Source organism: Hymenobacter sp. BT491, from assembly GCF_014349165.1.
Taxonomy (GTDB): Bacteria; Bacteroidota; Bacteroidia; order Cytophagales; family Hymenobacteraceae; genus Hymenobacter; species Hymenobacter jejuensis.
Map to the genome: position 1 here is coordinate 124,576 of NZ_JACSJJ010000004.1, position 21,936 is coordinate 146,511.

Here is a 21,936-nt window from a genome sequence, read left to right on the forward strand (position 1 = left end):
TCATTTGACTATCAATACATTATATAAATGAGTAAGAATCTCCTTTACGCTTTGCTCTTCGCGGCAACGTGTGGCGCGGCCCTACCAGCAGCGGCCCAAAGCAAGGTGAAGATCAAGAGCAAGCCGGGAAAAACGCAGGCAGCAACACCAGCGCCTGCTCCCGCGCCTGCCACCGATTGGTCGGAAACTTATGCCCAGACCATTACGCAGGATGACCTGCGCAAGCACCTGTCCATCATCGCTTCAGATGAGTACGAAGGCCGCGAAACCGGCGAGAAGGGCCAGAAAATGGCGGCCGAATACATTGCCAAGCAATTCGCTGCGCTGGGGCTAATAGGTCCGGTAAAAAACTCGGATAATCCTTATATTCAGCATTTTAGCATGGAGCGCTCGCGCTGGAACAACGATATTTCGTTGCGCGTGGGCAAGCAAAGCTTCAAGTGGCTCGAAGACTTCTATTCGATTGCCGACTCGCCTTTCGCCGCTGATACGGAGATTCAGCCCGTGTTTGTGGGCTATGGCATTGAGCAGGACGGCTACTCCGACTATGCTACCGCTGGCGACCTGAAAGGCAAGGATATCCTGATGCTTTCGGGCGAGCCGATGTCGGCCGACGGCAAAGCGGTGTTGGGCACCGACGGCAAGCCCAGCAAGTGGGGCAGCAACCAAGCAAAAATAGCACTGGCCGCCCAGAAAGGCGTTCGCAGCATCTTTGTAATTAACCCCAATGCCGAGGCTTTCTCCAAGGTCATAACGCGCGTGAAGCCGTATCTGCAACAACCGCGCATGACCTTGCCCGGCACTGAAAAGGCGCCGCAAGGGCCTACGCCGGCCATTTTCGTGCTGTCGCCAGCCATAGGCTATCAACTGCTCCGCACCGACGAGGCCGGTTTGAAAAAATACCAAACCAGCATTGCGCAGGCTGCCAAGCCGGTGAAAGTGCCGTTTAAGGTGGCAAAGGCCAACATTAAGGCGGCTCGCCAGAAAGAAACCTTCACGACTGAAAACGTGATGGGCTTTTTGGAAGGCACCGACAAGAAAGACGAGATTCTGGTGCTCTCGGCCCACTACGACCACTTGGGCATCAAGGACGGCAAGGTGTTCAACGGCGCCGACGACGACGGCTCGGGGACGGTTTCGGTGCTGGAGCTGGCCGAAGCCTTCACCAAAGCGAAGCAAGAGGGCCATTGTCCGCGCCGCAGTATCCTTTTCATCACCGTAACGGGCGAGGAAGAAGGGCTGTTTGGCTCGGAGTATTATACCAGCAACCCCGTGTTTCCGCTGGAGCAGACCATTGCCGACCTGAACATTGATATGGTGGGCCGCATCGACACCAACCACAAAGCTGGCGACAACTACGTGAGCCTAGTGGGCTCCGACAAGCTTTCGTCGGAGCTGCACGCCATCAACGAGGCGGCTAATGCCAAATACACGAAGTTGGATCTGGACTACCGCTATAATGATCCGAACGATCCGGAGCGTATTTATTACCGCTCCGACCACTACAACTTCGCCAAACATAAAATCCCGGTGATCTTCTATACCACGGGCGAACACGCTGATTACCACCAAGAAACGGACGAAGTGAGCAAGATTGAATTCCCGCTCATGGAAACCCGCGACCGGCTGGTTTTTCATACGGCCTGGGAGCTGGCCAACCGCGACAACCGCATCGTGGTCGACTCGAACAAACCGTAAACGCAGACGTTAGAGGCGCAAGACTTGCTTGAAGCGTGGCCGTTGGGAAAAAGCACAGTGCTTTACCAGCGGCCACGCTTTATATTTGTTATAATCCCGTTCCGCTTCTTTCTCCGTGCTATGACTAAAGTTGCCCAATTTCTGACCGACGCCGAACGCAAGGCTTTCGACCTCGAGCATCGGCGCAAAATCCGTTTCAACATCGGCAAGTACAATGCGGCTGTTGAAACCGGCATGGGCTGGTACCAGGATCATGAGTTGGCCCGTGCGCGCGCCTCTTATCTTAAGTCTAAGATTGTCAATAACTTAGATCACTACCTGCTAGAGTTTGAGAAGAACTTTACCGCGCGCGGTGGCAAGGTCATTTGGGCACAGGACGCCGACGAAGCCCTGCACGAGATCGGCAAAATCATGCAGCGCCGCAAAGCGCGCACCGTGGTGAAGGCCAAAAGCATGACCACCGAAGAGATTCACCTGAACCATTACTTAGGCAAGCTGGGCATCGATTCGTTGGAAACCGACTTGGGCGAATACATTGTGCAGCTCAACGGCGAACGTCCTTACCACATTGTGACGCCGGCTATGCACTTGAGTAAGAAGGACATAGCAGACATCTTCGTCAAGCATCTGGGCATTGAATACACTGACGACGCCCAAAAACTCGTCCTGACAGCCCGGCACTTGCTGCGCGACAAATACACGTCGGCCGAGGTAGGCGTGACGGGCGGCAACTTCCTGATTGCCGACACAGGCGCCATTGCCGTCACCGAAAACGAAGGCAACGCCCGTTTATCGGCTACGTTTCCGCGCACGCACATTGCCATTGTGGGCATCGAAAAGCTCATTCCGACGATGCAGGACCTGGACTTGTTCTGGCCGCTGCTAAGCACCAGCGGCACCGGCCAGCAGGTGACGGTGTACAACACCATCTACACCGGTCCGCGTCAGCCGCTGGAAAAAGACGGCCCCGAGGAAATGTATGTGGTACTACTCGACAACGGCCGCACCAACCTGCTGGCCCAACCCGACAAGCGCGAAGCCTTGCAGTGCATCCGGTGCGGCGCGTGCCTGAATATTTGCCCGGTTTACAAAAACATTGGCGGCCATACGTACGAGGCAACGTACTCTGGTCCAATTGGTTCGGTGATCACGCCCCACCTTTCGGGCATGGCCGAAAACAAGCACCTGAGCTATGCCTCGTCCTTGTGCGGCGCCTGTACCAGTGTATGTCCGGTCAAGATCAACATTCACGGCATTCTGCTGCGCAACCGCCAGCAAAGCGTCAGCGAACACCTCAACGACCGGGAAGAAAAGGTGGCCATTCAGCTCTGGATGCGCACGATGCTAAGCCGCCGCTTGCTCAACCTGCTGCCGGCCCGCGCCAAAAACTACGCCCTCTTCCGCATGCTAAGCTTGGTAGGCTGGAGCAAGCGGCGTGAGGCGTTGGAAGTCGCCCCGCGGTCATTTAATAAGATGTGGCGCGAACGCAAGAAGTAAGTTGTTGACTGTTAACATTTTATAAAATCCATTGTCGCTGAAGTGACGATGGATTTTTTGCTTTTAGCCCGTGCCTCCTGCGCCAACCCAAGGCGGCTACGCTTGCGCCTCTAACTATTCTGCCGCAATCTTAGTACAAGCTCTGCCGCACGGCGCGGCTCCTATCAGCACTGCTATATGCCTGAGTATCTGTTTCGTTTCCTGGCTTTCGTGGGCGGCGCTTTTCTAATTATCAGCACCGTGCTGGCAGCTGTACGTTCCTTTATTCTACCGCGCAACGAATCGGTGCTGATCAATAATGTCGCTTTCACCGGCGTGCGTTATATATTCAATCTGATGGCCTCGTGGCAGAATACCTACGCCCGCCGCGACCGGCTCATGGCCCTATACGCCCCAATTGGGCTGGTGACGCTGCCCATTGTGTGGCTGGCGCTGGTCTCTTTTGGATACATCTTGATTTTCTGGGCTTTAGGAGAAGAAGACATCATTCAGTGCTACCGCCTGAGTAGCAGCGCCTTGCTCACGTTGGGCGCCGAAAATGCCGAATCAGTCTGGATTAGCGCGTTTTCTTATTCTGAGGCAGGCCTGGGTCTGCTGCTGATTACGCTGCTGATTTCGTATTTGCCCACGATGTACCAAGCGTTTTCGCGGCGCGAACTGGTGGTAGCGCGGCTGGAGCTGCGCGCCGGCGCCGACCGCTCGGCCTGCGACCTAATCATGTGGCTCAACCGCACAGGTTCGCTTACCGACGACGGCGTTCAATGGGAACGCTGGGAAGAATGGTTTGTCGAGATTGAAGAAACGCACACCTCGCTGCCGATCCTGTCGTTTTTTCGGTCGCCGCAGCCCGGCCGCTCGTGGGTGATGGCCGCCAGCATCATTCTGGACGCCGCCGCCGTCATCCTCAGCAGCGTAGACCAAGCCCGCGATCCGCAGATTGAACTGACCTTTAAAGCCGGCTGCGTAGCCATCAACCGGGTATTTCGGTTTTTTCACGTGTCCGCTCAATCCGAGCCCTCCAGCCTTGTCGACACGGATCACACGGTAGAAGACCCGACCCAAGCCGATTTCTTCAAAGTGTACGATCAGTTGGTTAAAAATGGCGTTGGGGTTAAGCCCGACCGCCAAGAAGCGTGGAACCACTACCGGGAATTGCGCTCCCGCTACGCCGAAGCCATTGAGTATATGGCCAAGCTCACTATGGCTCCGGAAATGAAGTCCATTAGCGGCCGGTAAGCTATCCTTCGGATAGAATTTTACCCCTTTGGCATAGTTCAACTGGCAGTTGAGCAACAGACTTCCTAACTTGCGATATTATTTTTTTCCAATTTATCACCCGTCTTTTGCTCTTGCTACCTACTTCTTATAGCAACTACAACTGCGCTATAACGCTTCCAACAACAATACAAGTAGTTAATAATCAATTATTTACATAACTACATCCTGCCTAAGCGGCGAGATCTATACTATTTATGGAGCAATCTTAACGGCTCCGAAAAACGCCCCTAAAACGTTTTATCCTATTTCTTCCTCCACAGCATTAGCTGTGGAGCGCTCCCCCTTGTTTCTCCACACTTACCTATAGTTCATGATAAATTTTTTACCCGCAATTTCTTTCTACAAAACCATCCGTAACCTGCCCCATCCGACTCGCGCTTTGGCGCTTCGAATTGGTATGGGCAGTGTATTCGTCCTAGGCACCTCGGCGGCTTGGGCCGCGCCGCTCAATGGCACCTACACCATCGACAAGACCCAACCAACTGCCGGCACCAACTTCCAGACGATGAATGAGGCCTTCGGCAGCCTGAATTCGGAAGGAATCACAGGCAACGTTGTGTTTGAAGTAACTGCTGGTCAAGTATTTGACGTAACCCCACTTATACTGGCTGCCTCAGGTACCAGCGGGGCGACCATCACTTTTCGCCGGACGGGCAGCGGCACCAATCCCTTGATTCAGGGGAGCAATGGCAGTGGTGCGGCCGATGCCATTATCACACTCCGAGGCAGCGACTATGTGACATTCGACGGCATCGATCTGAAAGATAAGGCGACTAACTCTACCGACGTGCTACGCATGGAGCGGGGATTGTTGTTGCAAGCCATTGCCGCAGACAATGGCTGCCAGCACGTTACCTATAAAAACGGAACTGTAACGCTTACGAAAACCAATGCCAATACTACCACGGGCATCGGCTCGGAGTGGTATGTATCCAACACGGGTGAGGCAACTGTAGCGGCTGGCACCAACAGCTATTTATCGTTTTTGAGCAACACCGTGCAAAGTTGCCAGCGTGGCTATTCGCTGAGTGGTGGCAACGCTACAGTGCCCGACAACAGCAATTATATTGGTACGGAAGGCGCGCAAACCAGCAGCATAACCGATCTGGCTGGCGGTACCTCTGGCGCTAGCGGTGTGGCGGTGGTTGGGGTCAATTATTCCAACCAAACGGAGTTGCAAATCCTGAATACAACCATCAGTTCGGGCACGGCGGCGGGCCATATGTACGGCATCAACAGCGGCGGGGGCGCCAACAACACGGTCAGCATCAAGAACAACGTGATCTCTGGCCTGACCAAAGCCAAAACCAGCGGCGCCGGCGACGTGTGCGGCATTAACCTCGGCTTTGGCTCCGCGGCTATCATTGCCGACAACACCATCTCCGACCTGACTAACTATCACGCCGGCGGCGTGCAAGGCATTTCCGTTACCAAGGGCCGCGCCGACATCTACGGCAACGGCATCCACGATCTGAGCACCAATCTGGCGGGTTCGAACAGCGGAGCACTTGCCGGCATCGAGCACACACTCGTTACGGGGCAAACCAGCAACATCTACCGCAACAAGATTTTCAGCCTGACGCATACAACGACTTCAACCGGCGTGCTCTACGGCATTCAGATCAACAGCGGGGGCGGATCTTCTTCCGCCTTAAATCTGTACAACAACCTGATTTCGGGCCTGCGCAACGATGCTTCGACTGGCGCCCCTTGTATTCGCGGCGTTCAGGTATTAAGTGGCGGAACTAACAACTTGTATTACAATACGATATCCATGAGTGGTACAGCCACCAATACCGGACATCAATCGGCTGCGCTGTATTTTAACAGCTCCGCCAAAACGCTCGACTACAGCAACAACATTTTGGTTAATGCCTATGAATTGCCCGCAGGCGCGGCAGCCACTGCGTATGCTGTAGCCATTGCTCGCAATACTGGTACCAGCATTACCTTGTCGGCTAACATCAACAACAACTTGGTGTACGGACGCAGCAGCGTTTTCTTCGACGGCACCGCGCTCCAGGCCTCTTTAGACAATTACCGTACGGCGATGGGTGGCAACCGCGAGTCGCGGGCCGTATCCGAGATTCCTACTTTTGTAGATGCCGTGACCAATCCGCATTTGAATCCCAAATCAACTAACCTGGCAAAAGGCGGAGCCAAGCCAATTACGGGCTATGAGACTGATTATGACAACGATACACGGGATATCACGACCCCGGACATAGGTGCCGACGAAGTAAAAGCAACCTTACCCGTATCGCTGGTCAGCTTCCTGGCCGTTCGACAAGGCACCAACGCGCTGCTTACCTGGACGACAGCGCAGGAAAAAAACTGCCGCGGCTTTGTTGTGCAAGTTTCTACCGACGGAAACCACTACCACGAGTTAGGCTTCGTTCGCAGCGAATCGGCTAACAGCGGCACGCAACGCTCTTACCGATTTCTTGACACGGAAGCGGGCAAGCAAGGACTGCGCTACTACCGCTTGCGCCAACTTGATGTTGACGGTGCGGAAGTGTTTTACAACCCCAAAGCTGTTGTCTTTCAACTTACTAATAATCAAATTATTGCAACACCGATCCCGTTTAGGCACGATCTGACGCTGACCGTACGAACTCGTTCGGCCGCCACCGTTACGGCAGTATCGCTGACGAACGCGGCAGGTCGCACCGTAATAACCCAGGTGGTTAACCTTCCGCCCGGAGCTTCGCAAGTGACTCTGCAGGATTTAGACAAGCTGCCCAGCGGCGTTTATATCCTGCACCTTGATCTCGACGGCCAGACGCAGCACCTGCGGGTAATGAAAGAGTAAGCAATTTTTATTTCAAGCAAAAAGCCTCCCACTGTGCACAGCGGGAGGCTTTTTGCTTGATGACACCTACAAAATCTATTGCTGACTTTCCTCGTCGGGCAGAATGTCAATGTCCTGCACGAGCACGCGTTTCTCGATTTGGCGACCCATGGGGGTGTTGGCCAGCCCGCCGAGGGCAGTCTCCTTATAGCGGGTTTCCATGCTTTGGCCAACTTCGCCCAGCGCTGCCACGCACTGATCGACGGGAATCACGGGGTTGACGCCGGCAATGGCAATCTGGGCGGACGAAAACGCGATGGCTGCCGCCGAGGCGTTGCGCACCACGCACGGCACTTCCACGAGGCCCGCCACCGGATCGCAGATCAGGCCCAGCATGCATTGAATCGTGATAGCTACTGCCGCAAAAGTTTCCGGCACGCCACCACCTAGGCAGTACACAATAGCCCCTGCGCCCATTGCAGCGGCGCTGCCCGTTTCAGCCTGGCAACCGCCTACCGCCCCGGCCAGCGAAGCATTTTGTTCGATGATAAGGGCAATACCCGCTGCCACCAGCAGGCCTTCCAGAATGCGCTGATCCTCAAGCTTATGTAAATCCTGCAGAGTCACCAGCACGCCGGGCAAGATGCCCGAAGCGCCAGCCGTAGGCGCAGCCACCACGCGGCCCATGCAGGAGTTTACCTCTTTAGCCCCTAAGGCTCTGGTAATGAGCTGCTTGAACTCAGGCGACAGCACCGTAACGGGCGAAGCCGCAATTTTTTTGGCACCGTTGTTAATCATGCCCGAGCGCGAAGTCATGTCTTCGGTCAGGCCGGTATGCACAGCATCGCGCATCACGTCGTAGGCCCGCTGCAACCCCGCCCAGATTTCGGCTTCGGTGCGGCCTTTCTGCTCGATCTCATAATCGAGCACGGGTTGGTACAGCGGCTCGCCAGTTTGGGTGCAGTGTGCTTCCCAGCTAGCAAAATCAGTGAATAGTAAGGACATAGCGGGTGGGAGCTGGTAAAGGGTGGATGTAGAACGAACAAGTTGCGGTGAGAGAGGGTGCTAAAATCGGCATAATTTCCTCGCCACCGCGTTGGCGCTGTGCTTCCTTACTTCTCCGCCTTTATGTACTTCTCTGCTATCGTTAAAATACAAAAGCGACTGGCCGGGCCATTCGCTTTTGTAGTAAATTATTCATAATCAACTACTTATACTAAGCCTCTTTTTCTTCAGCCACCAGCTGAATGGAAGCCGAGTTGATGCACAACCGCAAGCCGCTGGGCGGAGGGCCGTCGGGAAAAACGTGGCCTTGGTGCGCATCGCAGACGTTGCAGAGCACTTCCACGCGGGTCATGCCGTAGCTCGTGTCTTTCTTGTACTTGATGGCGTTTTCCTTCACCGGCTGCGTGAAGCTAGGCCACCCCGTGCCCGATTCGAACTTGGTGCGGGAGTCGTAGAGCGGCGTGCCGCAGCAGATGCAGGCGTAGAGACCCGCTTCGTGCGCCTCGCAATATTCGCCGGTGAAGGCCCGCTCAGTACCGTGCTGGCGGGTAACGTGGTATTGTTCGGGAGTTAGCTGTTGCTTCCATTCGGCATCGGTTTTCTCGACGCGGCGGTCGGGAGCGGGGCTGCCGTGGTTGGCAAGGCGAATGACGTCGTTCCAGGTTTGCATGGTTTGGGGGAAATGAGGCTGGGCAGTATTTCTATGAAAACGCAGATGCTGGACCGGATGTTTTAACGCGCCGTTTTGCCCACACCAGTGATCCTCTTCACTTGCCCAAGCCATGCTGCGCAACTGTTTGCCCGCCGTTCACGCTACACAGCACTATGAAAATCCTGACTGCCGACCAGACTCACCAAGCCGACCAAGCAACCATCCGAGAAGAAAAAATCACGTCGGAGGCCCTGATGGAACGGGCCGCTACGGCTTTCACCGATTGGCTGACGGCTCGGCAATCGCCGGCGGAAGCGGGCGAAATCATGGTGCTGTGTGGCCCCGGCAATAACGGCGGCGACGGGCTCGTGGCGGCGCGGCGGCTGCACGAGCGCGGCTACCGCGTGCAGGTGGGGTTGCTGCCCGCCAGCAACCATTCGGATGACTTCACCAGTAACCGCCAACGTCTGCCCGCCGCGGTACCCGTTACGGATTTAGCGGCGGGCCTCCCTCCTATCCAACCCAATGCACTGGTGCTTGATGCGCTGTTTGGAACTGGCCTGAGTCGTCCGCTGGATGGAGCGGCTGCGGCCATCGTGCAGCAACTAAACGCAGCCCAAGCCCGCGTAATAGCCATAGATATTCCGTCGGGCTTGCTGGCCGATGCGTCGCAACCCGCCGACAGCGCCGTGGTTCGGGCCCGCCATACGGTGAGCTTCGAGCTGCCCAAACTGGCTTTCCTGTTGCCCCAAAACGCCGAATACGTGGGCCACTGGCACTTATTACCCATTGGGCTGAGTCGTGAATTCATTGAGGAAACCGACGTAGCAATGCACTTTGTGGACGCTACAATGCTGGCGGGTTGGCTGCCCGAACGACCAAAATTTGCGCACAAAGGCACGTACGGGCATGCGCTGCTGCTGGCAGGCAGCCGCGGCAAAATCGGGGCTGCCGTGCTGGCTACGAAAGCCTGCCTGCACAGCGGCGCGGGGCTGCTTACGGTACGTGTGCCGGGCATTGGCTACGACATCCTCCAGATTTCCGCCCCCGAAGCCATGACGCTCACCGACCCGGCCACGGACTTTATCACGGAACTGCCGGACCTCAAGCCCTATTCGGCCATCGGCATAGGGCCAGGGCTGGGCAAAGAAGACAGCACTAAAGACGTGTTAGCCAAGTTGTTGAGCGAAGCTCAAGCGCCGCTGGTTATCGACGCCGATGCGCTGAACCTGCTGGGGGAAAACCGCGAGTTGCTAGCCCAGTTGCCCGCCGATTCCATTCTGACTCCGCATCCGAAAGAGTTTGAGCGCCTTACCCAACCGGCCCGCGACGATTACCACCGGCTGGAGTTGCTGCGCGCGTTTTGCCAGCAATACTGCTGCTACACCGTCCTGAAAGGAGCTTACACTTGCCTCGGCGCCCCCGAGGGCACGTTGTATTTCAATAGCACCGGCAACGCAGGCATGGCTACCGGCGGCAGCGGCGACGTGCTGACGGGCGTAATTACGGCCCTGCGCGCTCAGCACCTAAGCCCGCTGCACGCGGCCGTGCTGGGCGTGTACGCGCACGGTCGGGCCGGCGACTTAGCAGCACAGGAAACTGGCGAAGCCGGCCTGCTGGCGGGCGATATTGTTCGGTTTCTGGGCCCGGCTTTTCAGGAGGTCACGACACGAACGGAGTTCTGAAAAGCTTAATTCACAACCTATTAATAATCAAATTGTTATGAATTAAACTTTTCAGAAAGTCAGGTATACGGCGATAAACTGAATGACCATGATGCCGTCGGCTAGGATGGAAAAGTAGTAATCGGGACGGCTTTCTTCGGCAAACCACACCAGGATAGCTGTGAGCAACAAGGGCAAGGTGAGCACCACAATGTGAACGGCGCTAAGCCCTTCGGGGACAAACACCGCCGCCAACACCAACGCCGCCAACGCCAACAACTTAGCCCATTTTACTCCCAGCAATACCGGAAATGTGCGGGTGCCGCCCAGCCGATCTTTGGTGTAATCGCGAATGTCAAATACCACCGCGATGGCCAGAATGAAGAAGAAGCGGCGCGCAAATAGTAGCATCACTACCGCCGAGCCCACTGGTTTGCTTAAGTATAAGGCTGGTACCCAAACGGTTACGGCCGACCACACATAAGCAATCAGGAAGGCCTTGAGCAGGGGCACATCGCGCAGGCCACGCCATTGGCCTTGGCGCTTCACAACGGGCAACGAATAAAAAAGCGAGATAGCAGCTAGGTGTCCCAGAAAGCCCGTGAGGTGCGTCCAGCCATCTCGCAAAAACAGCACGCCCGCCACCCCCAACGACAGCAGCGCCAGCAACAGCAGCTGGCGGCGGTGATGGAGCATCCAGAGCTTGCGCGTGGAAAGCACCTGCTGCTCCGTGTACTTGTAGGGTAGCACGCTGTCGAGGTTATACAGAAACAGCGTAGCCGAAAAGATCATGGCGGCCAGGTGCAGCGGAATGTGCACGTGCCAAAACAGAAACGTTGCCCAAGTAAGGGCCATTGCGGCCGCCGCTACCAGCCCGCTGCTGTACAGCACAGCATCGGTGCAGCTCCTGACGGAGGCGTACGCCGACCTGGCGGACGGTTGGTCGCTGCTGAGGTGCATGGGTACCGGAATGCTAATTGGCGAAGCGTGAGGAGAAAGTAAGCACAACAAATAACGCTAAGCCGCCGCAACAATTCACCCAAGCTTTCGGCCTTGCACACCTTGGCCTCGTTTGGTGCGGGCAGTTAATTACCGGTTTCGTCGTTGGCAGCATCCACCGCCTTGGATTCCGGAGAATGTTGCTGCCGCAGAAAAATAGACAGGACTACAATGGATACAATGGACAAAAATTCGCTCTGCCAGTTCTGAAACGACTCAAACCAGAACCGCGAAGTTCCCATATACTCCAGCGTGGTTACGGTAGGCTTGCCTTCGTGCGCCTGTTCGATGCTGTATACCTCGGCACCGCCCTTGGCATGCAGCCAAACGGAAGCAAAAAAGAGCAAAAAAAACGCCAGGCTCAGCGAGTTTTTGTAGAGGAGCAGCCACAGGCCGCCGGCTTTAACGGGCCACGGCGCATCGGGCTTGTTGGGATCGGGCTCTTTGTCGCAATCCTCATCCTCGTAGAGCTTTTTCGATTCGGAAGAGCCTTTCTGCCGCAGTCCTACCGTGAGCAGCACGTACAGGCCCATTTGCAGAAATTCGCTTTCCCAGTTCTCAAAAGTCGCTTCCAGAAAATGCCCCGAGCCGAGGTATTGCGACAAAGTAAGTTCGGGCAGGTCCATTTCCTGGCGGTCGTCGTTGTTGTCGTGCCAGCCCGTCAGACACTGCCCCAGTAACGTGCTCAATACCAAGACAATACCCACAAGGGTCAGACTATTCTCGTAGAGAAATCGCTTAACGGGCGACGAGGAAGGATGTGTGGGCATGTCGGCCCTTACGCGGGTCCGCGCAAAAAGGTATGGTTGAGCTTTCTGCCCTGAGTACAAAAAAATCCCCTGGCTGCCTTGACAACCAGGGGATTATTGCCAAAAACGGCTATTTATTCGGTAAGCAAACGGTATGCTTTACAATTCCACACCAGCCGTCTGGGTTTCGGGCGAAGCCGAGCTATTTTGGCGGAACGTTTCGTCGTAAAGCTTAATGCTCTTCTCTATGATGCCGTAGGCATCTTCGCGGCCCATAAACCGCTCTACTACTACTTGCTTGTGTTCCAATGCTTTATAGTCTTCGAAGAAGCGCTGCATTTCCAGCAGCGTATGCGGCGGCAGGTCGGCAATGTCGTTGTAGTGGTTGACGGAAATGTCGTTGGCAGCCACCGCGATGATTTTGTCGTCCTCCTCGTTGCCGTCGATCATTTGCATGACCCCGATCACTTTGGCCTCCACCAAGCACATCGGCACGACATCAACCGAGCAGATTACCAGAATATCAAGCGGGTCGTTGTCGTCGCAGTAAGTCTGCGGAATAAAGCCATACGCCGCCGGATAGTGCACAGCCGAAAACAGTACGCGGTCGAGCTTGAGCAGGCCGCTTTCTTTGTCCAGCTCGTATTTGCCTTTCGAGCCTTTCGGAATTTCTATAATGCCTGTAACGGTTTGGGGAGCATTATCGCCAAGTGCTACGTCGTGCCAAGGGTTGAAGTGAGCCATTTTTCTTGAGAAAGTGTAGGGGCGCGTTGTACGCGCCCGCTGTTAAAGATGTTGTGGTAAACTAAATATAACAAGCTCGACGAGTCGGTACCAGTGTCGAGCTTACCGGCCCAAAACTTCTTGGAGCGGTTGGCCCGTGCAACCATTGGGTTCCTGAATGTGCAGCCACCGCGCTACCGTGGGTGCAATGTCGGTAATCTTGGCCGGCGCATTGGATTCGCCCTTGCGCACATGCCACCCCCAGAAGACGAGCGGCACGTGGGTATCATACGTATTCATAGACCCGTGCGTGGTGCCTTTGTTTACGGGATACGAATAAGATTCCAGCCAGCCGGGCTCCAGTACCAGCATCACATCGCCGCTGCGCTTGGGGAAGTAGCCATTTTCAAGGTACATCAACATGCCGCTTTCCCAATGCGATTTCTGCAAATCGTCGGCGGCAATGGCGCGGTTGACGCCCGTGAGCCGAACTGCGGCATCCACGACCTCATCCTGCACTTTACGCAGGTCCAGTTTCCGTTCTGCGATCAGGGGGCGGTTCAGATACACCTGCTGATTTTCGTACGACAGCACCCAATTGCCAGTGCCGTGGCGCCGCACCAGCATTTGCTGCAAGGAGTCGCGCATGAGGGCCGGCCCTACTGAACCAGCCGGAATATGCTTATCGCGCATAAAATCAGGCGATTGCGCCGCCGCATGGTCGGCCGTCAGGAAAACCAACGCATTGCCTTTTCCGACCGTTTTGTCTAGAAACGCCAGAAAGCGCGCCAAATCCTGGTCGAGGCGCAGGTAGGTATCTTCTGTTTCGATGGCCGTGGTGCCAAACTGGTGGCCAACGTAATCGGTCGAAGAGAAACTCAGGGCCAGAAAGTCGGTTTGGCCGCGCTGCCCGAGCTTTTCGGCTCGTACGGTTTCCATGGCAAAGTCAGCCGTAAGGGAATTTCCGAAAGGCGTCGAGCGAATCAGGTCGTAATTGGCCGACTGAGTGGCCGCCGACGCATCGACACCCGCTCGCTCCCCGGCTTTTTCCGCCGCAATGTTGATCCCGCTGAGCAAAGGCAGATTGTGCGGAAACACCGGTTTTGCTTCGCCCTTGAAAGCACCTTCCCAGGCAACATCATCTGCCGAACTTTCTGTGTATTGCTCGATGGGCAACAGCGTTTCCCACGGCTTCGAGAGGTACTTTTCGGCTAGCTTCCGGCTATTGAATTGCGTAACCCACTCTGGCAGAGCATTTTGATAATACGTACTGGTAATAAAGGCGCCGTTGGCACCGTCGTACCAGTACGCAGCATTGGCTGAGTGCCCGGCTGGCAGAATGGAGCCACGATCTTTGATGCAGACACCAATTACTTTGCTCTGGAAGTTTGTAGCCAGCCGCAGTTCATCCGTGATGGTGGTGGTGAGCATGTTGCGCGGCGATTGCTGCCCGGCCAGCGCCGTACCGCCCACAGGCTGTACGGTTTTGTCCTCGGTTACGTACGTTTCTCGGCCTGCTGCGCGCACATACCAGTTATTGCCCACGATGCCGTGCACCGAGGGCGTAGTGCCCGTGTACACGCTCGCATGGCCTGGGCCGGTGTAGGTTGGCACGTAGTTGTAATGCGTGTTTTCGTAGCTAAACCCCTGCCCTAGCAAGCGCTTAAATCCATCGTTGCCGTACTTGGCCCAGTAGCGGTACAGATAATCGTAGCGCATCTGGTCGACAACGATGCCCACCACCAGCTTGGGGCGGTCAACCGCCTTGGGGTTCTTTTGCGCGAGCGCAGGCCCCGCCAAAGCAGCGGCCAGCAGCAGAATCAGGCACTTTTTCAAATCAAAGCAAATTTTAAACGGTCCAACGCCCGGAAGCAGCCGTTGGTAATGGCTGTAAATATAATTCGCCGCCGCTGTACTCACCCCAGCGGCAGCTATTTCCAAAGGGTTCGCGTACAGGATACGAGTATTTTCCTCAGGTTGTCCAGTCCCTTTTTTTGCCTCGCCAATGCCTACAGAACTTCCTTACGCGCTCATTTTCGACATGGACGGCGTGCTGATCGACAACACGCCGTATCAGGCGCGCGCTTTCCAGCTGCTTTTCCGCGACCTTGGCCTCACTACCAACGCGCGCAAGCTGCTGGCCCGCTTAAATGGGATGCCGGCTACCAACATCCTAAAAACGGTTTTTCAGCACCCAGTACCCGAAAAGGACCTGAAGAAGTACGCCGATCAGCGCGAATTTCTGTATCGCGCGCTTTACTGGAGCAAGCGGAAAGAAGTCAAGGGATTAAGTGATTTTCTGCAATCGGCCCGTGATGCGGGGTTCAAGATTGGTCTCGGAACCAGTTCGCCGCCCGAAACCATCAGCTACATCATCGACCACCTGCACTTACGTCGTTTCTTCGATGTGATCACGGGGAAAGAGGACGTCGACAAAGGGAAACCCCACGCCGATACGTTCAGCGTGGTAGCCCAAAAGTTAGGCGTTGGGCCGGAGCGCTGCGTGGTTTTTGAAGATGCCGTTCTCGGAGAACAGGCGGCATATAAGGCCCAAATGCATTGTATCTGCCTGAGCACTTTCGTGAAAGCCGAAAAGTTTCAAGCGCCCCTGCGCGTGATTAACGACTTTACCGCAATTACTCCCCAACAAATACTCGACCTCTTGGCGCAGCATCCCCAAACGCCTAAGCCCAGCAAGCAACGGGCTCAGCGGAACTACATGAAGCTGTAAAGCAGCAAATTGAGCAAAACAAAAAGGTCTGCCCCAAAGCGAGGCAGACCTTTTATAACTATTTGACAGTCAATTGCTTACCTACTAGCAGCCAAAGCTTCCGCGCCGCCTACAATTTCAAGAATCTCGGTGGTAATGGCAGCTTGACGAGTACGGTTGTACGTCAGCTTGAGCGACTTGAGCAATTCACCGGCGTTTTCGGTGGCTTTGTCCATGGCCGTCATGCGGGCGCCGTGCTCCGAAGCGTTGCTTTCCAAAACTGCTTTGTAAAGCTGCACTCGTATCGACTGCGGAATCAACTCACGCACGATTTCTTCCTTTGAAGGCTCAAAGATGTAATCGATGCTTGCGTTGGCCGCAGTAGTGTTAGCGGGTTCTTCTGATGGCAGAATGGGCAACAGTTGCTCAACCCGTACAACCTGCGTTGCCACGTTTTTGAACTCGTTGTACACCAGCGTAACCTCATCGAACTGGCCATTGCGGAAGCCTTGCATGGCTTCTTCAGCCGCTACGCGCACCGTATCAAAGGAAAGTTGCGTGAATACGTGCGTATAATTGCCCAATACCGGCCCGCGCTTCGAGAAATACTCGTGCGAACGGCGACCAATGGCCAACACAGTAAGGTTGCCAGCAGCAGCTTGCGCAGCATAACGCTCCGCAATCAGCTGATTAACACCTTTGAAGATGTTGCTGTTGAATGCCCCAGCCAAGCCCCGATCCGAGGTAACGGCAATGATAAGTACGCGGCGCACTTCGCGTTGCACGGCGTATTCACTGATTACATCGTCGCTTATCTGGCGGGTCAGGTTGCTCAGAATGCTGTTGAGCCGCTGCGCGTAAGGACGCATGCGCAGGATGTTGTCCTGCGCGCGACGCAACTTGGCAGCCGCTACCATTTTCATGGCTTTGGTGATCTGCTGCGTGCTTTGCACCGATACGATGCGATTCCGGACTTCTTTTAAGCTAGCCATTCTTGGGTGGTAATAATATCAGTATCAGCCGTTTGCAATTTTTATGTTGCAAACGGCTGATAGAAGCTTACTTCGCGTAGGCAGCCGACAGGTCTTTGGCTACCTGACGAATTGCGGTAGTCGCCTCGTCGTCGAGCTTGCCAGCCTTCAGCGCCTTCAGCACCTCAGGATAACGGGTGTTCATCACCTGACGGAATTCAGTTTCGAACGTACGCACCTTGTCAACGGGTACGGCGTCGAGCAGGCCGTTGGTAGCCGCGTAGATAATGGCAACTTGATCTTCTACCTTAACAGGCGAAAATTGCGGCTGCTTCAGGATTTCAAGGTTACGACGGCCACGCTCAATGGTGAGCTTGGTCGAAGCGTCGAGGTCGGAACCAAACTTGGCGAAAGCTTCCAGTTCGCGGAACTGTGCTTGGTCAAGCTTGAGTGTACCAGCCACTTTCTTCATCGACTTGATCTGGGCGTTACCACCCACACGCGATACCGAGATACCTACGTTGATCGCAGGGCGAACGCCTGAGTTAAACAAGTTGGTTTCGAGGAAGATCTGACCGTCCGTAATCGAGATTACGTTGGTTGGGATATAAGCCGAAACGTCGCCTGCTTGAGTTTCGATGAGCGGCAAAGCAGTCAACGAGCCGCCACCTTTTACAAGGTGCTTAATGCTCTCGGGCAAGTCGTTCATATCGCGAGCGATGGTGTCCGAAGCGTTGATCTTCGCGGCACGTTCGAGCAAGCGACTATGCAGGTAAAATACGTCACCCGGATATGCCTCACGTCCTGGAGGACGACGCAGAAGCAGCGACACCTCGCGGTATGCTACAGCTTGCTTCGACAAGTCATCGTACACCACAAGAGCCGGACGGCCCGTATCGCGGAAGAACTCGCCAATAGCTGCACCCGTGAAGGGAGCAAAGAACTGCATAGGAGCCGGATCAGAAGCCGAAGCGGCAACTACTACGGTATAGTCCATTGCGCCACCACGCTGCAGCGCACTTACTACCTGAGCTACGGTTGAGGCTTTTTGCCCTACTGCAACGTAAATGCAGAAAACTGGCTCCCCACGCTCAAAGAACTCACGCTGATTCAGAATAGCATCAAGAGCTACCGTAGACTTACCTGTCTGACGGTCGCCGATGATTAATTCACGCTGACCACGGCCAATCGGAATCATGGCGTCGATAGCCTTGATTCCGGTTTGCAGCGGTTCGGTTACCGGCTGACGGTAGATTACACCAGGGGCTTTGCGCTCCAAAGGCATATCGTACGTTTCGCCGGCAATAGGGCCACGGCCGTCGATGGGCTGACCGAGCGTGTTTACTACACGTCCGATGATGCCGTCACCAACTTGAATGGAAGCAATTTTATTGGTGCGGCGCACTGTTGCACCTTCCCGGATTTCGCTGTAGTCGCCGAGCATTACGGCACCTACGTTGTCTTCTTCCAGGTTGAGCACAAGGGCCTGCAGGCCATTTTCAAATTCGAGCAATTCCCCCGACTGGGCTTTACCCAGACCGTAAATACGGGCTACACCGTCGCCAACTTGCAGTACCGTACCAACCTCTTCGAGTTCGGCTTCGGTCTTAAAGTTGGACAACTGCTCCCGCAGGATGGCGGATACTTCATCCGGGCGTACTTCTGCCATGAGAGTTATACTAAAGGTTGGTAGGGGTTCTTCGAAAATTCGTTGCGCAACTTGCGCAAACGATAGCGTACGGAGTCATCAATTTGGCGGTCACCCACGCGTAAGATAAAGCCACCGATTAGGGCTTCGTCCACTTTTTCGTTGAGCGTAACCTGCTGCAAACCGGTTTGTTCGCGCACTAATTTGGTTACTTCGGCACGTAGCTCGGGCGTGAGCGGGGTAGCCGTGATTACCTCTGCCACCTGAACGCCGCGAAGCACGTTGTATTGGCTAAGAAACTCAGTACCAATAAACTCCAGTGCGCTTTCGCGGTTTTTCTGAGTGATGATGGTGAAAAACTTCTCCGTCAGTTCGCTCACTTTACCGCCAAACACGGCGCGCAGGATGGCAAGTTTCTTATCGTGCTGTACGATCGGGTTACGCAGCAACAAGCGCAAGTCACGGTTCTGCTCGAGCGTTTTGCTGAACAGATCCATATCCTGTTTTACTTGTTCCAGCGTTCCACGCTCTTCGGCCAGATCCAGCAACGATTTGGCGTAGCGGGAGGCAACTCGTATTTCAGACATTGGTCTAGGATAGAGTAGCTAGTAGAGGCATTAGTATTTCCGGGACTTCAGAACCCGGCTAACACGCTCTACCCGTTACTAATTCAGTTTAACATCCTTAAGGTAGGAGTCCACCAGTTGCTTCTGCGAGTTAGCGTCCGTCAACTCACGGCGCAAAATGCGCTCCGCAATGTCGATAGAAAGCTGAGCAGCCGTGTTTTTCACTTCGGCCAAAGCAGCATTCTTTTCGTTTTGGATGGCTTCGCGAGCCTGGGTAATCATGCGGCCGCCCTCTTCGGTTGCTTTGGTTTTGGCCTGCTCGATGAGCTTGTTGGCCAAGTCCGTAGCTTCCTTCAACACACGGTCGCGCTCCAAACGGGCTTCGGCTAGCAGCTTCTCGTTGCCAGCTTTCAGCTGTTGCATTTCCAGCTTGGCTTGATCGGCCATGCGCAAAGCGCTTTCGATGGAGTCTTCCCGCTCCTTCAGCGAGCTGAGGATAGGCTTCCAAGCAAATTTGGCCAGCAAAAACAGCACGATGAGAAAAATCACCAGCTGCCAGAAAATCAGACCTGGGTTGGGGGTTATCAGTTCCATAATGGTAGGTAGTGACGCGTACTGCGAGTAGAGGAAGTGAGCAGGCAATCATGCCAAAGCCCGGATTAAAGAACGTAGCCTGGGCTTAGCGCTCTTGCATCCGGCAACTTCGAAAAGCTAAGTCAGCCCGCTACGCCGTGCGCCGAAGCGACGCGCAGCGGGCTGCCAAAGGAATGCCCCTATCCCTAGAGGTTGAAGGAAATCAGCAGGCAGACTACGACTGCGAACAGACCCAGACCTTCAATAAGAGCAGCTACGATCAGCATAGCCGTTTGAATGCGACCTGCAGCTTCTGGCTGACGGCCGATAGCCTCCATAGCGCTACCACCGATACGGCCGATACCCAGACCAACACCAAGTGCAACGAGACCAGCACCGATGCCAGCACCCATTACAGCTAAACCAACAGAATTCGCAACCTGCAACAACAGAGAAAGAAGCATAAAAAAGAATTTGAGGGGAAGTGAAAAACGAAAAAAGTCTGGGTGAGAGAAATGATCTTAGTGACCGTGGGCAGGCGCTGAAGCGTCGCCACCGCCCATCTGCAAGTCGGCGTCGTGGTGCTCTTCTACTGCACCGCCAATGTACATGGCCGTCAGCAGCGTGAAGATATAGGCTTGAAGAATGGCTACCAACAGCTCTAACACGTTGATAAACAGACCGAAAGCCAGCGTTACGGGACTAATAAAAATGCTCTTGAAAATAAAGATCAGGCTGATAAAGCTCAGAATTACAATGTGTCCAGCCGTAATGTTGGCGAAAAGACGAACCATCAGGGAGAACGGCTTCACCACTACGCCAATCAGTTCCACGGGGATCATGATGGGCAGAAGCAACTTCGGTACGCCGGGCGTGGCGAAGATGTGCGCCCAGTAATTTTTGTTAGAGCTAAACAACGTGATGAACAAAGTCATCAGGGCCAGCGTCATGGTCACGGCGATGTTGCCGGTAAGGTTGGCGGCGCCCGGCATCAAGCCCAACAGGTTGTTAAACCAGATAAAGAAGAAAATCGTGAGCAGGTACGGCATATAGCGCTCGTACTTCGGCCCGATGGACTTCTTGGCTACTTCATCACGAATGAAGGTGATAATGACCTCAAAAAAAGACTGAATGCCTTTAGGGGCGCTGCCGTGATTTTTGCGGTAGCCGCGGGCCACAGCCGTAAAGATGAGCAGCAACAGCGCGGCGCTGAGGATCAGCGAAGCCACGTTTTTGGTGATCGAGAAGTCGTATACCTTGCTGCCGTCTTCGGAAATGAGGTGCTCGTGCTCCAGCTTAAGACCGTTGTAAGCCTTGCCTTCGGCAAGATTAGAAGACGAAAATACGCTTAGGCCTTTGCTGGGCTGGTAAGCAATAATGGGCAGCGGAATTGAGAAATGAGTACCGGTTTTCTCATCGCCCAACGTGGCAAAATGCCACTCGTGCGCATCACCAATGTGGTGCAGAATCATTTCGCCGGGGCTGAAAGCCTCCGCGTCGGTAGCTTCGGCCTGGGTGGCGGCTGGTTCTTGAGCAAAAACAGGAAGCGAAAGAATACAGAATAGGAATATCAGTAAACGCTTCATTCAGAGTGGGTTAGGGTGGCGTTCACAAAACCTTCATTTGGGGTTTATACCCGGTTTTGAAAACGGGCGCAAGTTACTCAGAACAGACCAGACTTCAAACCCAGCAAATAGAAAATACAGTACGAAGAAGCTTCCCAGAAAGGTCCAGCGCCCCGGACGCTCGTGTGCGCCTCCTTTATATAAGAAGACCATCACTAGGCCTACCGAAAGCAACAGGCGCACGACCATTGAGCCGAAATAAGCAGCCATGAAATTGTTGGCATCGGCCCGAACGGCGCGCGCAGTGATCCAATAGGTGATCGCGGATATGACCACGAAGAACCCAAACACATAGCCTGTGAGAGGGTGAATCAGGGTCGCCCCGAACTGACTATGCAAGGCGTAAAAAACACCTCCAAGTAACAAAGTGAATATCAATAAATTACGAAAAAAGCGCGCCACAGATAAAAATGATTAATCGCGGGTAACAGAACGAATGACTTGCACCAATGCCCCCACAACGCCCAGCAGCATCAGGCCGATCGTGTACCAGGGCCGAGCATTGTGAAAATGCCCGTCGAGCCACGTACCGGCCCAAGCACACAGACCAATCGTAGCCAGCATCTGAAAAGCGATGCCCGAATATTTGGCAAAGTTGCGCAGCCGATCGGAGTCGGATTTATCGGGCTTCTCAGGTGCTGGCGGATGGGGGGCCATGGGTGGAGGAAAACTTGGGGCTGCGAAAGTATTGATTTTCGGGCCAGTAGCAGAACTTTGGCTTACTTCTGATACGCAGGAAAACGACGGCGGCCAAGAAAATCCCGTAATTTTACCCGACGCGATACGT

20 protein-coding genes are annotated in these 21,936 nt (G+C 54.7%); 6 read left to right on the forward strand and 14 right to left on the reverse strand.

The window, feature by feature from the left end; genetic code table 11:
- Positions 1-27 precede the first annotated feature (27 nt).
- The 4 genes from H9I52_RS17280 (at position 28) to H9I52_RS17295 (ending at position 7,285) form a co-directional block, all read left to right on the forward strand.
- Positions 28-1,698: a M28 family peptidase gene (locus H9I52_RS17280; protein WP_187454905.1), complete on the forward strand. Its 1,671-nt coding sequence runs from the start codon at positions 28-30 to the stop codon at positions 1,696-1,698.
- 120 nt (positions 1,699-1,818) lie between these two features.
- Positions 1,819-3,195, forward strand: a complete 1,377-nt coding sequence (locus H9I52_RS17285; RefSeq protein ID WP_139514962.1) for a LutB/LldF family L-lactate oxidation iron-sulfur protein — start codon at positions 1,819-1,821, stop codon at positions 3,193-3,195.
- Positions 3,196-3,372: 177 nt separating this feature from the next.
- Positions 3,373-4,431 carry a hypothetical protein gene (locus H9I52_RS17290; protein ID WP_187454906.1) on the forward strand — a complete coding sequence of 353 codons (1,059 nt, stop codon included), beginning with the start codon at positions 3,373-3,375 and terminating at the stop codon, positions 4,429-4,431.
- A 352-nt stretch (positions 4,432-4,783) separates the two neighbouring features.
- Entirely contained in the window at positions 4,784-7,285 is a 2,502-nt protein-coding gene (locus H9I52_RS17295) for a T9SS type A sorting domain-containing protein (protein WP_187454907.1), read from the forward strand.
- 75 nt (positions 7,286-7,360) lie between these two features.
- Here the strand turns inward: H9I52_RS17295 and sdaAA are convergent, their stop codons facing one another.
- Complete coding sequence (sdaAA, locus tag H9I52_RS17300) at positions 7,361-8,269, reverse strand: L-serine ammonia-lyase, iron-sulfur-dependent, subunit alpha (RefSeq protein ID WP_139514965.1); 909 nt, start codon at positions 8,267-8,269, stop codon at positions 7,361-7,363.
- A gap of 211 nt (positions 8,270-8,480) precedes the next feature.
- Entirely contained in the window at positions 8,481-8,939 is a 459-nt protein-coding gene (gene msrB, locus H9I52_RS17305; RefSeq protein ID WP_187454908.1) for a peptide-methionine (R)-S-oxide reductase MsrB, read from the reverse strand.
- Positions 8,940-9,094: 155 nt separating this feature from the next.
- On the opposite strand from msrB, the gene H9I52_RS17310 reads away from it, so the two are divergent.
- Positions 9,095-10,606, forward strand: coding sequence for an NAD(P)H-hydrate dehydratase (locus tag H9I52_RS17310; RefSeq protein ID WP_187454909.1), 1,512 nt, complete (start codon positions 9,095-9,097; stop codon positions 10,604-10,606).
- A 51-nt stretch (positions 10,607-10,657) separates the two neighbouring features.
- On the opposite strand, the gene H9I52_RS17315 is transcribed toward H9I52_RS17310, so the two are convergent.
- From H9I52_RS17315 to pafA, 4 genes are all read right to left on the reverse strand, one after another.
- Positions 10,658-11,545: a UbiA family prenyltransferase gene (locus H9I52_RS17315; RefSeq protein ID WP_187454910.1), complete on the reverse strand. Its 888-nt coding sequence runs from the start codon at positions 11,543-11,545 to the stop codon at positions 10,658-10,660.
- 125 nt (positions 11,546-11,670) lie between these two features.
- On the reverse strand, positions 11,671-12,354 hold the full coding sequence (locus tag H9I52_RS17320) for a DUF6766 family protein (protein WP_187454911.1): 684 nt from the start codon (positions 12,352-12,354) through the stop codon (positions 11,671-11,673).
- Between the two features lie 138 nt (positions 12,355-12,492).
- Positions 12,493-13,077 carry an inorganic diphosphatase gene (locus tag H9I52_RS17325; RefSeq protein WP_187454912.1) on the reverse strand — a complete coding sequence of 195 codons (585 nt, stop codon included), beginning with the start codon at positions 13,075-13,077 and terminating at the stop codon, positions 12,493-12,495.
- Positions 13,078-13,179: 102 nt separating this feature from the next.
- Entirely contained in the window at positions 13,180-14,892 is a 1,713-nt protein-coding gene (pafA, locus tag H9I52_RS17330) for an alkaline phosphatase PafA (protein ID WP_187454913.1), read from the reverse strand.
- Between the two features lie 169 nt (positions 14,893-15,061).
- Between pafA and H9I52_RS17335 the strand changes: the two genes are divergently transcribed.
- Positions 15,062-15,787: an HAD family hydrolase gene (locus H9I52_RS17335; RefSeq protein WP_187454914.1), complete on the forward strand. Its 726-nt coding sequence runs from the start codon at positions 15,062-15,064 to the stop codon at positions 15,785-15,787.
- Positions 15,788-15,864: 77 nt separating this feature from the next.
- On the opposite strand, the gene atpG is transcribed toward H9I52_RS17335, so the two are convergent.
- The 8 genes from atpG to H9I52_RS17375 all read right to left on the reverse strand — a co-directional run bounded on the left by atpG (position 15,865) and on the right by H9I52_RS17375 (position 21,806).
- A complete protein-coding gene (gene atpG, locus H9I52_RS17340; RefSeq protein ID WP_139514973.1) occupies positions 15,865-16,758 on the reverse strand; it encodes an ATP synthase F1 subunit gamma in 894 nt (297 codons plus the stop codon).
- 67 nt (positions 16,759-16,825) lie between these two features.
- Positions 16,826-18,406, reverse strand: a complete 1,581-nt coding sequence (gene atpA / locus H9I52_RS17345) for a F0F1 ATP synthase subunit alpha (protein ID WP_139514974.1) — start codon at positions 18,404-18,406, stop codon at positions 16,826-16,828.
- Positions 18,407-18,411: 5 nt separating this feature from the next.
- Complete coding sequence (atpH, locus tag H9I52_RS17350; RefSeq protein ID WP_187454915.1) at positions 18,412-18,972, reverse strand: ATP synthase F1 subunit delta; 561 nt, start codon at positions 18,970-18,972, stop codon at positions 18,412-18,414.
- Between the two features lie 78 nt (positions 18,973-19,050).
- Complete coding sequence (locus H9I52_RS17355) at positions 19,051-19,545, reverse strand: F0F1 ATP synthase subunit B (RefSeq protein WP_187454916.1); 495 nt, start codon at positions 19,543-19,545, stop codon at positions 19,051-19,053.
- Positions 19,546-19,730: 185 nt separating this feature from the next.
- Positions 19,731-19,988 carry an ATP synthase F0 subunit C gene (gene atpE, locus H9I52_RS17360; protein WP_139514977.1) on the reverse strand — a complete coding sequence of 86 codons (258 nt, stop codon included), beginning with the start codon at positions 19,986-19,988 and terminating at the stop codon, positions 19,731-19,733.
- A gap of 57 nt (positions 19,989-20,045) precedes the next feature.
- Positions 20,046-21,110: a F0F1 ATP synthase subunit A gene (gene atpB, locus H9I52_RS17365; RefSeq protein ID WP_187454917.1), complete on the reverse strand. Its 1,065-nt coding sequence runs from the start codon at positions 21,108-21,110 to the stop codon at positions 20,046-20,048.
- 33 nt (positions 21,111-21,143) lie between these two features.
- Entirely contained in the window at positions 21,144-21,551 is a 408-nt protein-coding gene (locus H9I52_RS17370; protein WP_187454918.1) for a hypothetical protein, read from the reverse strand.
- A gap of 12 nt (positions 21,552-21,563) precedes the next feature.
- Positions 21,564-21,806 carry an AtpZ/AtpI family protein gene (locus tag H9I52_RS17375; protein ID WP_187454919.1) on the reverse strand — a complete coding sequence of 81 codons (243 nt, stop codon included), beginning with the start codon at positions 21,804-21,806 and terminating at the stop codon, positions 21,564-21,566.
- Positions 21,807-21,936 lie beyond the last annotated feature (130 nt).

Bases quoted from the DNA above. Each gene is read 5' to 3' on its own strand.
- H9I52_RS17315 (WP_187454910.1), bottom strand. From the start codon at position 11,545: ATGCACCTCAGCAGCGACCAACCGTCCGCCAGGTCGGCGTACGCCTCC.
- H9I52_RS17325 (WP_187454912.1), bottom strand. From the start codon at position 13,077: ATGGCTCACTTCAACCCTTGGCACGACGTAGCACTTGGCGATAATGCT.
- atpE (WP_139514977.1), bottom strand. From the start codon at position 19,988: ATGCTTCTTTCTCTGTTGTTGCAGGTTGCGAATTCTGTTGGTTTAGCT.
- atpH (WP_187454915.1), bottom strand. From the start codon at position 18,972: ATGTCTGAAATACGAGTTGCCTCCCGCTACGCCAAATCGTTGCTGGAT.
- H9I52_RS17375 (WP_187454919.1), bottom strand. From the start codon at position 21,806: ATGGCCCCCCATCCGCCAGCACCTGAGAAGCCCGATAAATCCGACTCC.
- sdaAA (WP_139514965.1), bottom strand. From the start codon at position 8,269: ATGTCCTTACTATTCACTGATTTTGCTAGCTGGGAAGCACACTGCACC.
- msrB (WP_187454908.1), bottom strand. From the start codon at position 8,939: ATGCAAACCTGGAACGACGTCATTCGCCTTGCCAACCACGGCAGCCCC.
- H9I52_RS17295 (WP_187454907.1), top strand. From the start codon at position 4,784: ATGATAAATTTTTTACCCGCAATTTCTTTCTACAAAACCATCCGTAAC.
- H9I52_RS17320 (WP_187454911.1), bottom strand. From the start codon at position 12,354: ATGCCCACACATCCTTCCTCGTCGCCCGTTAAGCGATTTCTCTACGAG.
- H9I52_RS17280 (WP_187454905.1), top strand. From the start codon at position 28: ATGAGTAAGAATCTCCTTTACGCTTTGCTCTTCGCGGCAACGTGTGGC.
- H9I52_RS17290 (WP_187454906.1), top strand. From the start codon at position 3,373: ATGCCTGAGTATCTGTTTCGTTTCCTGGCTTTCGTGGGCGGCGCTTTT.
- H9I52_RS17355 (WP_187454916.1), bottom strand. From the start codon at position 19,545: ATGGAACTGATAACCCCCAACCCAGGTCTGATTTTCTGGCAGCTGGTG.
- atpB (WP_187454917.1), bottom strand. From the start codon at position 21,110: ATGAAGCGTTTACTGATATTCCTATTCTGTATTCTTTCGCTTCCTGTT.
- H9I52_RS17310 (WP_187454909.1), top strand. From the start codon at position 9,095: ATGAAAATCCTGACTGCCGACCAGACTCACCAAGCCGACCAAGCAACC.
- H9I52_RS17285 (WP_139514962.1), top strand. From the start codon at position 1,819: ATGACTAAAGTTGCCCAATTTCTGACCGACGCCGAACGCAAGGCTTTC.
- H9I52_RS17335 (WP_187454914.1), top strand. From the start codon at position 15,062: ATGCCTACAGAACTTCCTTACGCGCTCATTTTCGACATGGACGGCGTG.
- atpG (WP_139514973.1), bottom strand. From the start codon at position 16,758: ATGGCTAGCTTAAAAGAAGTCCGGAATCGCATCGTATCGGTGCAAAGC.
- atpA (WP_139514974.1), bottom strand. From the start codon at position 18,406: ATGGCAGAAGTACGCCCGGATGAAGTATCCGCCATCCTGCGGGAGCAG.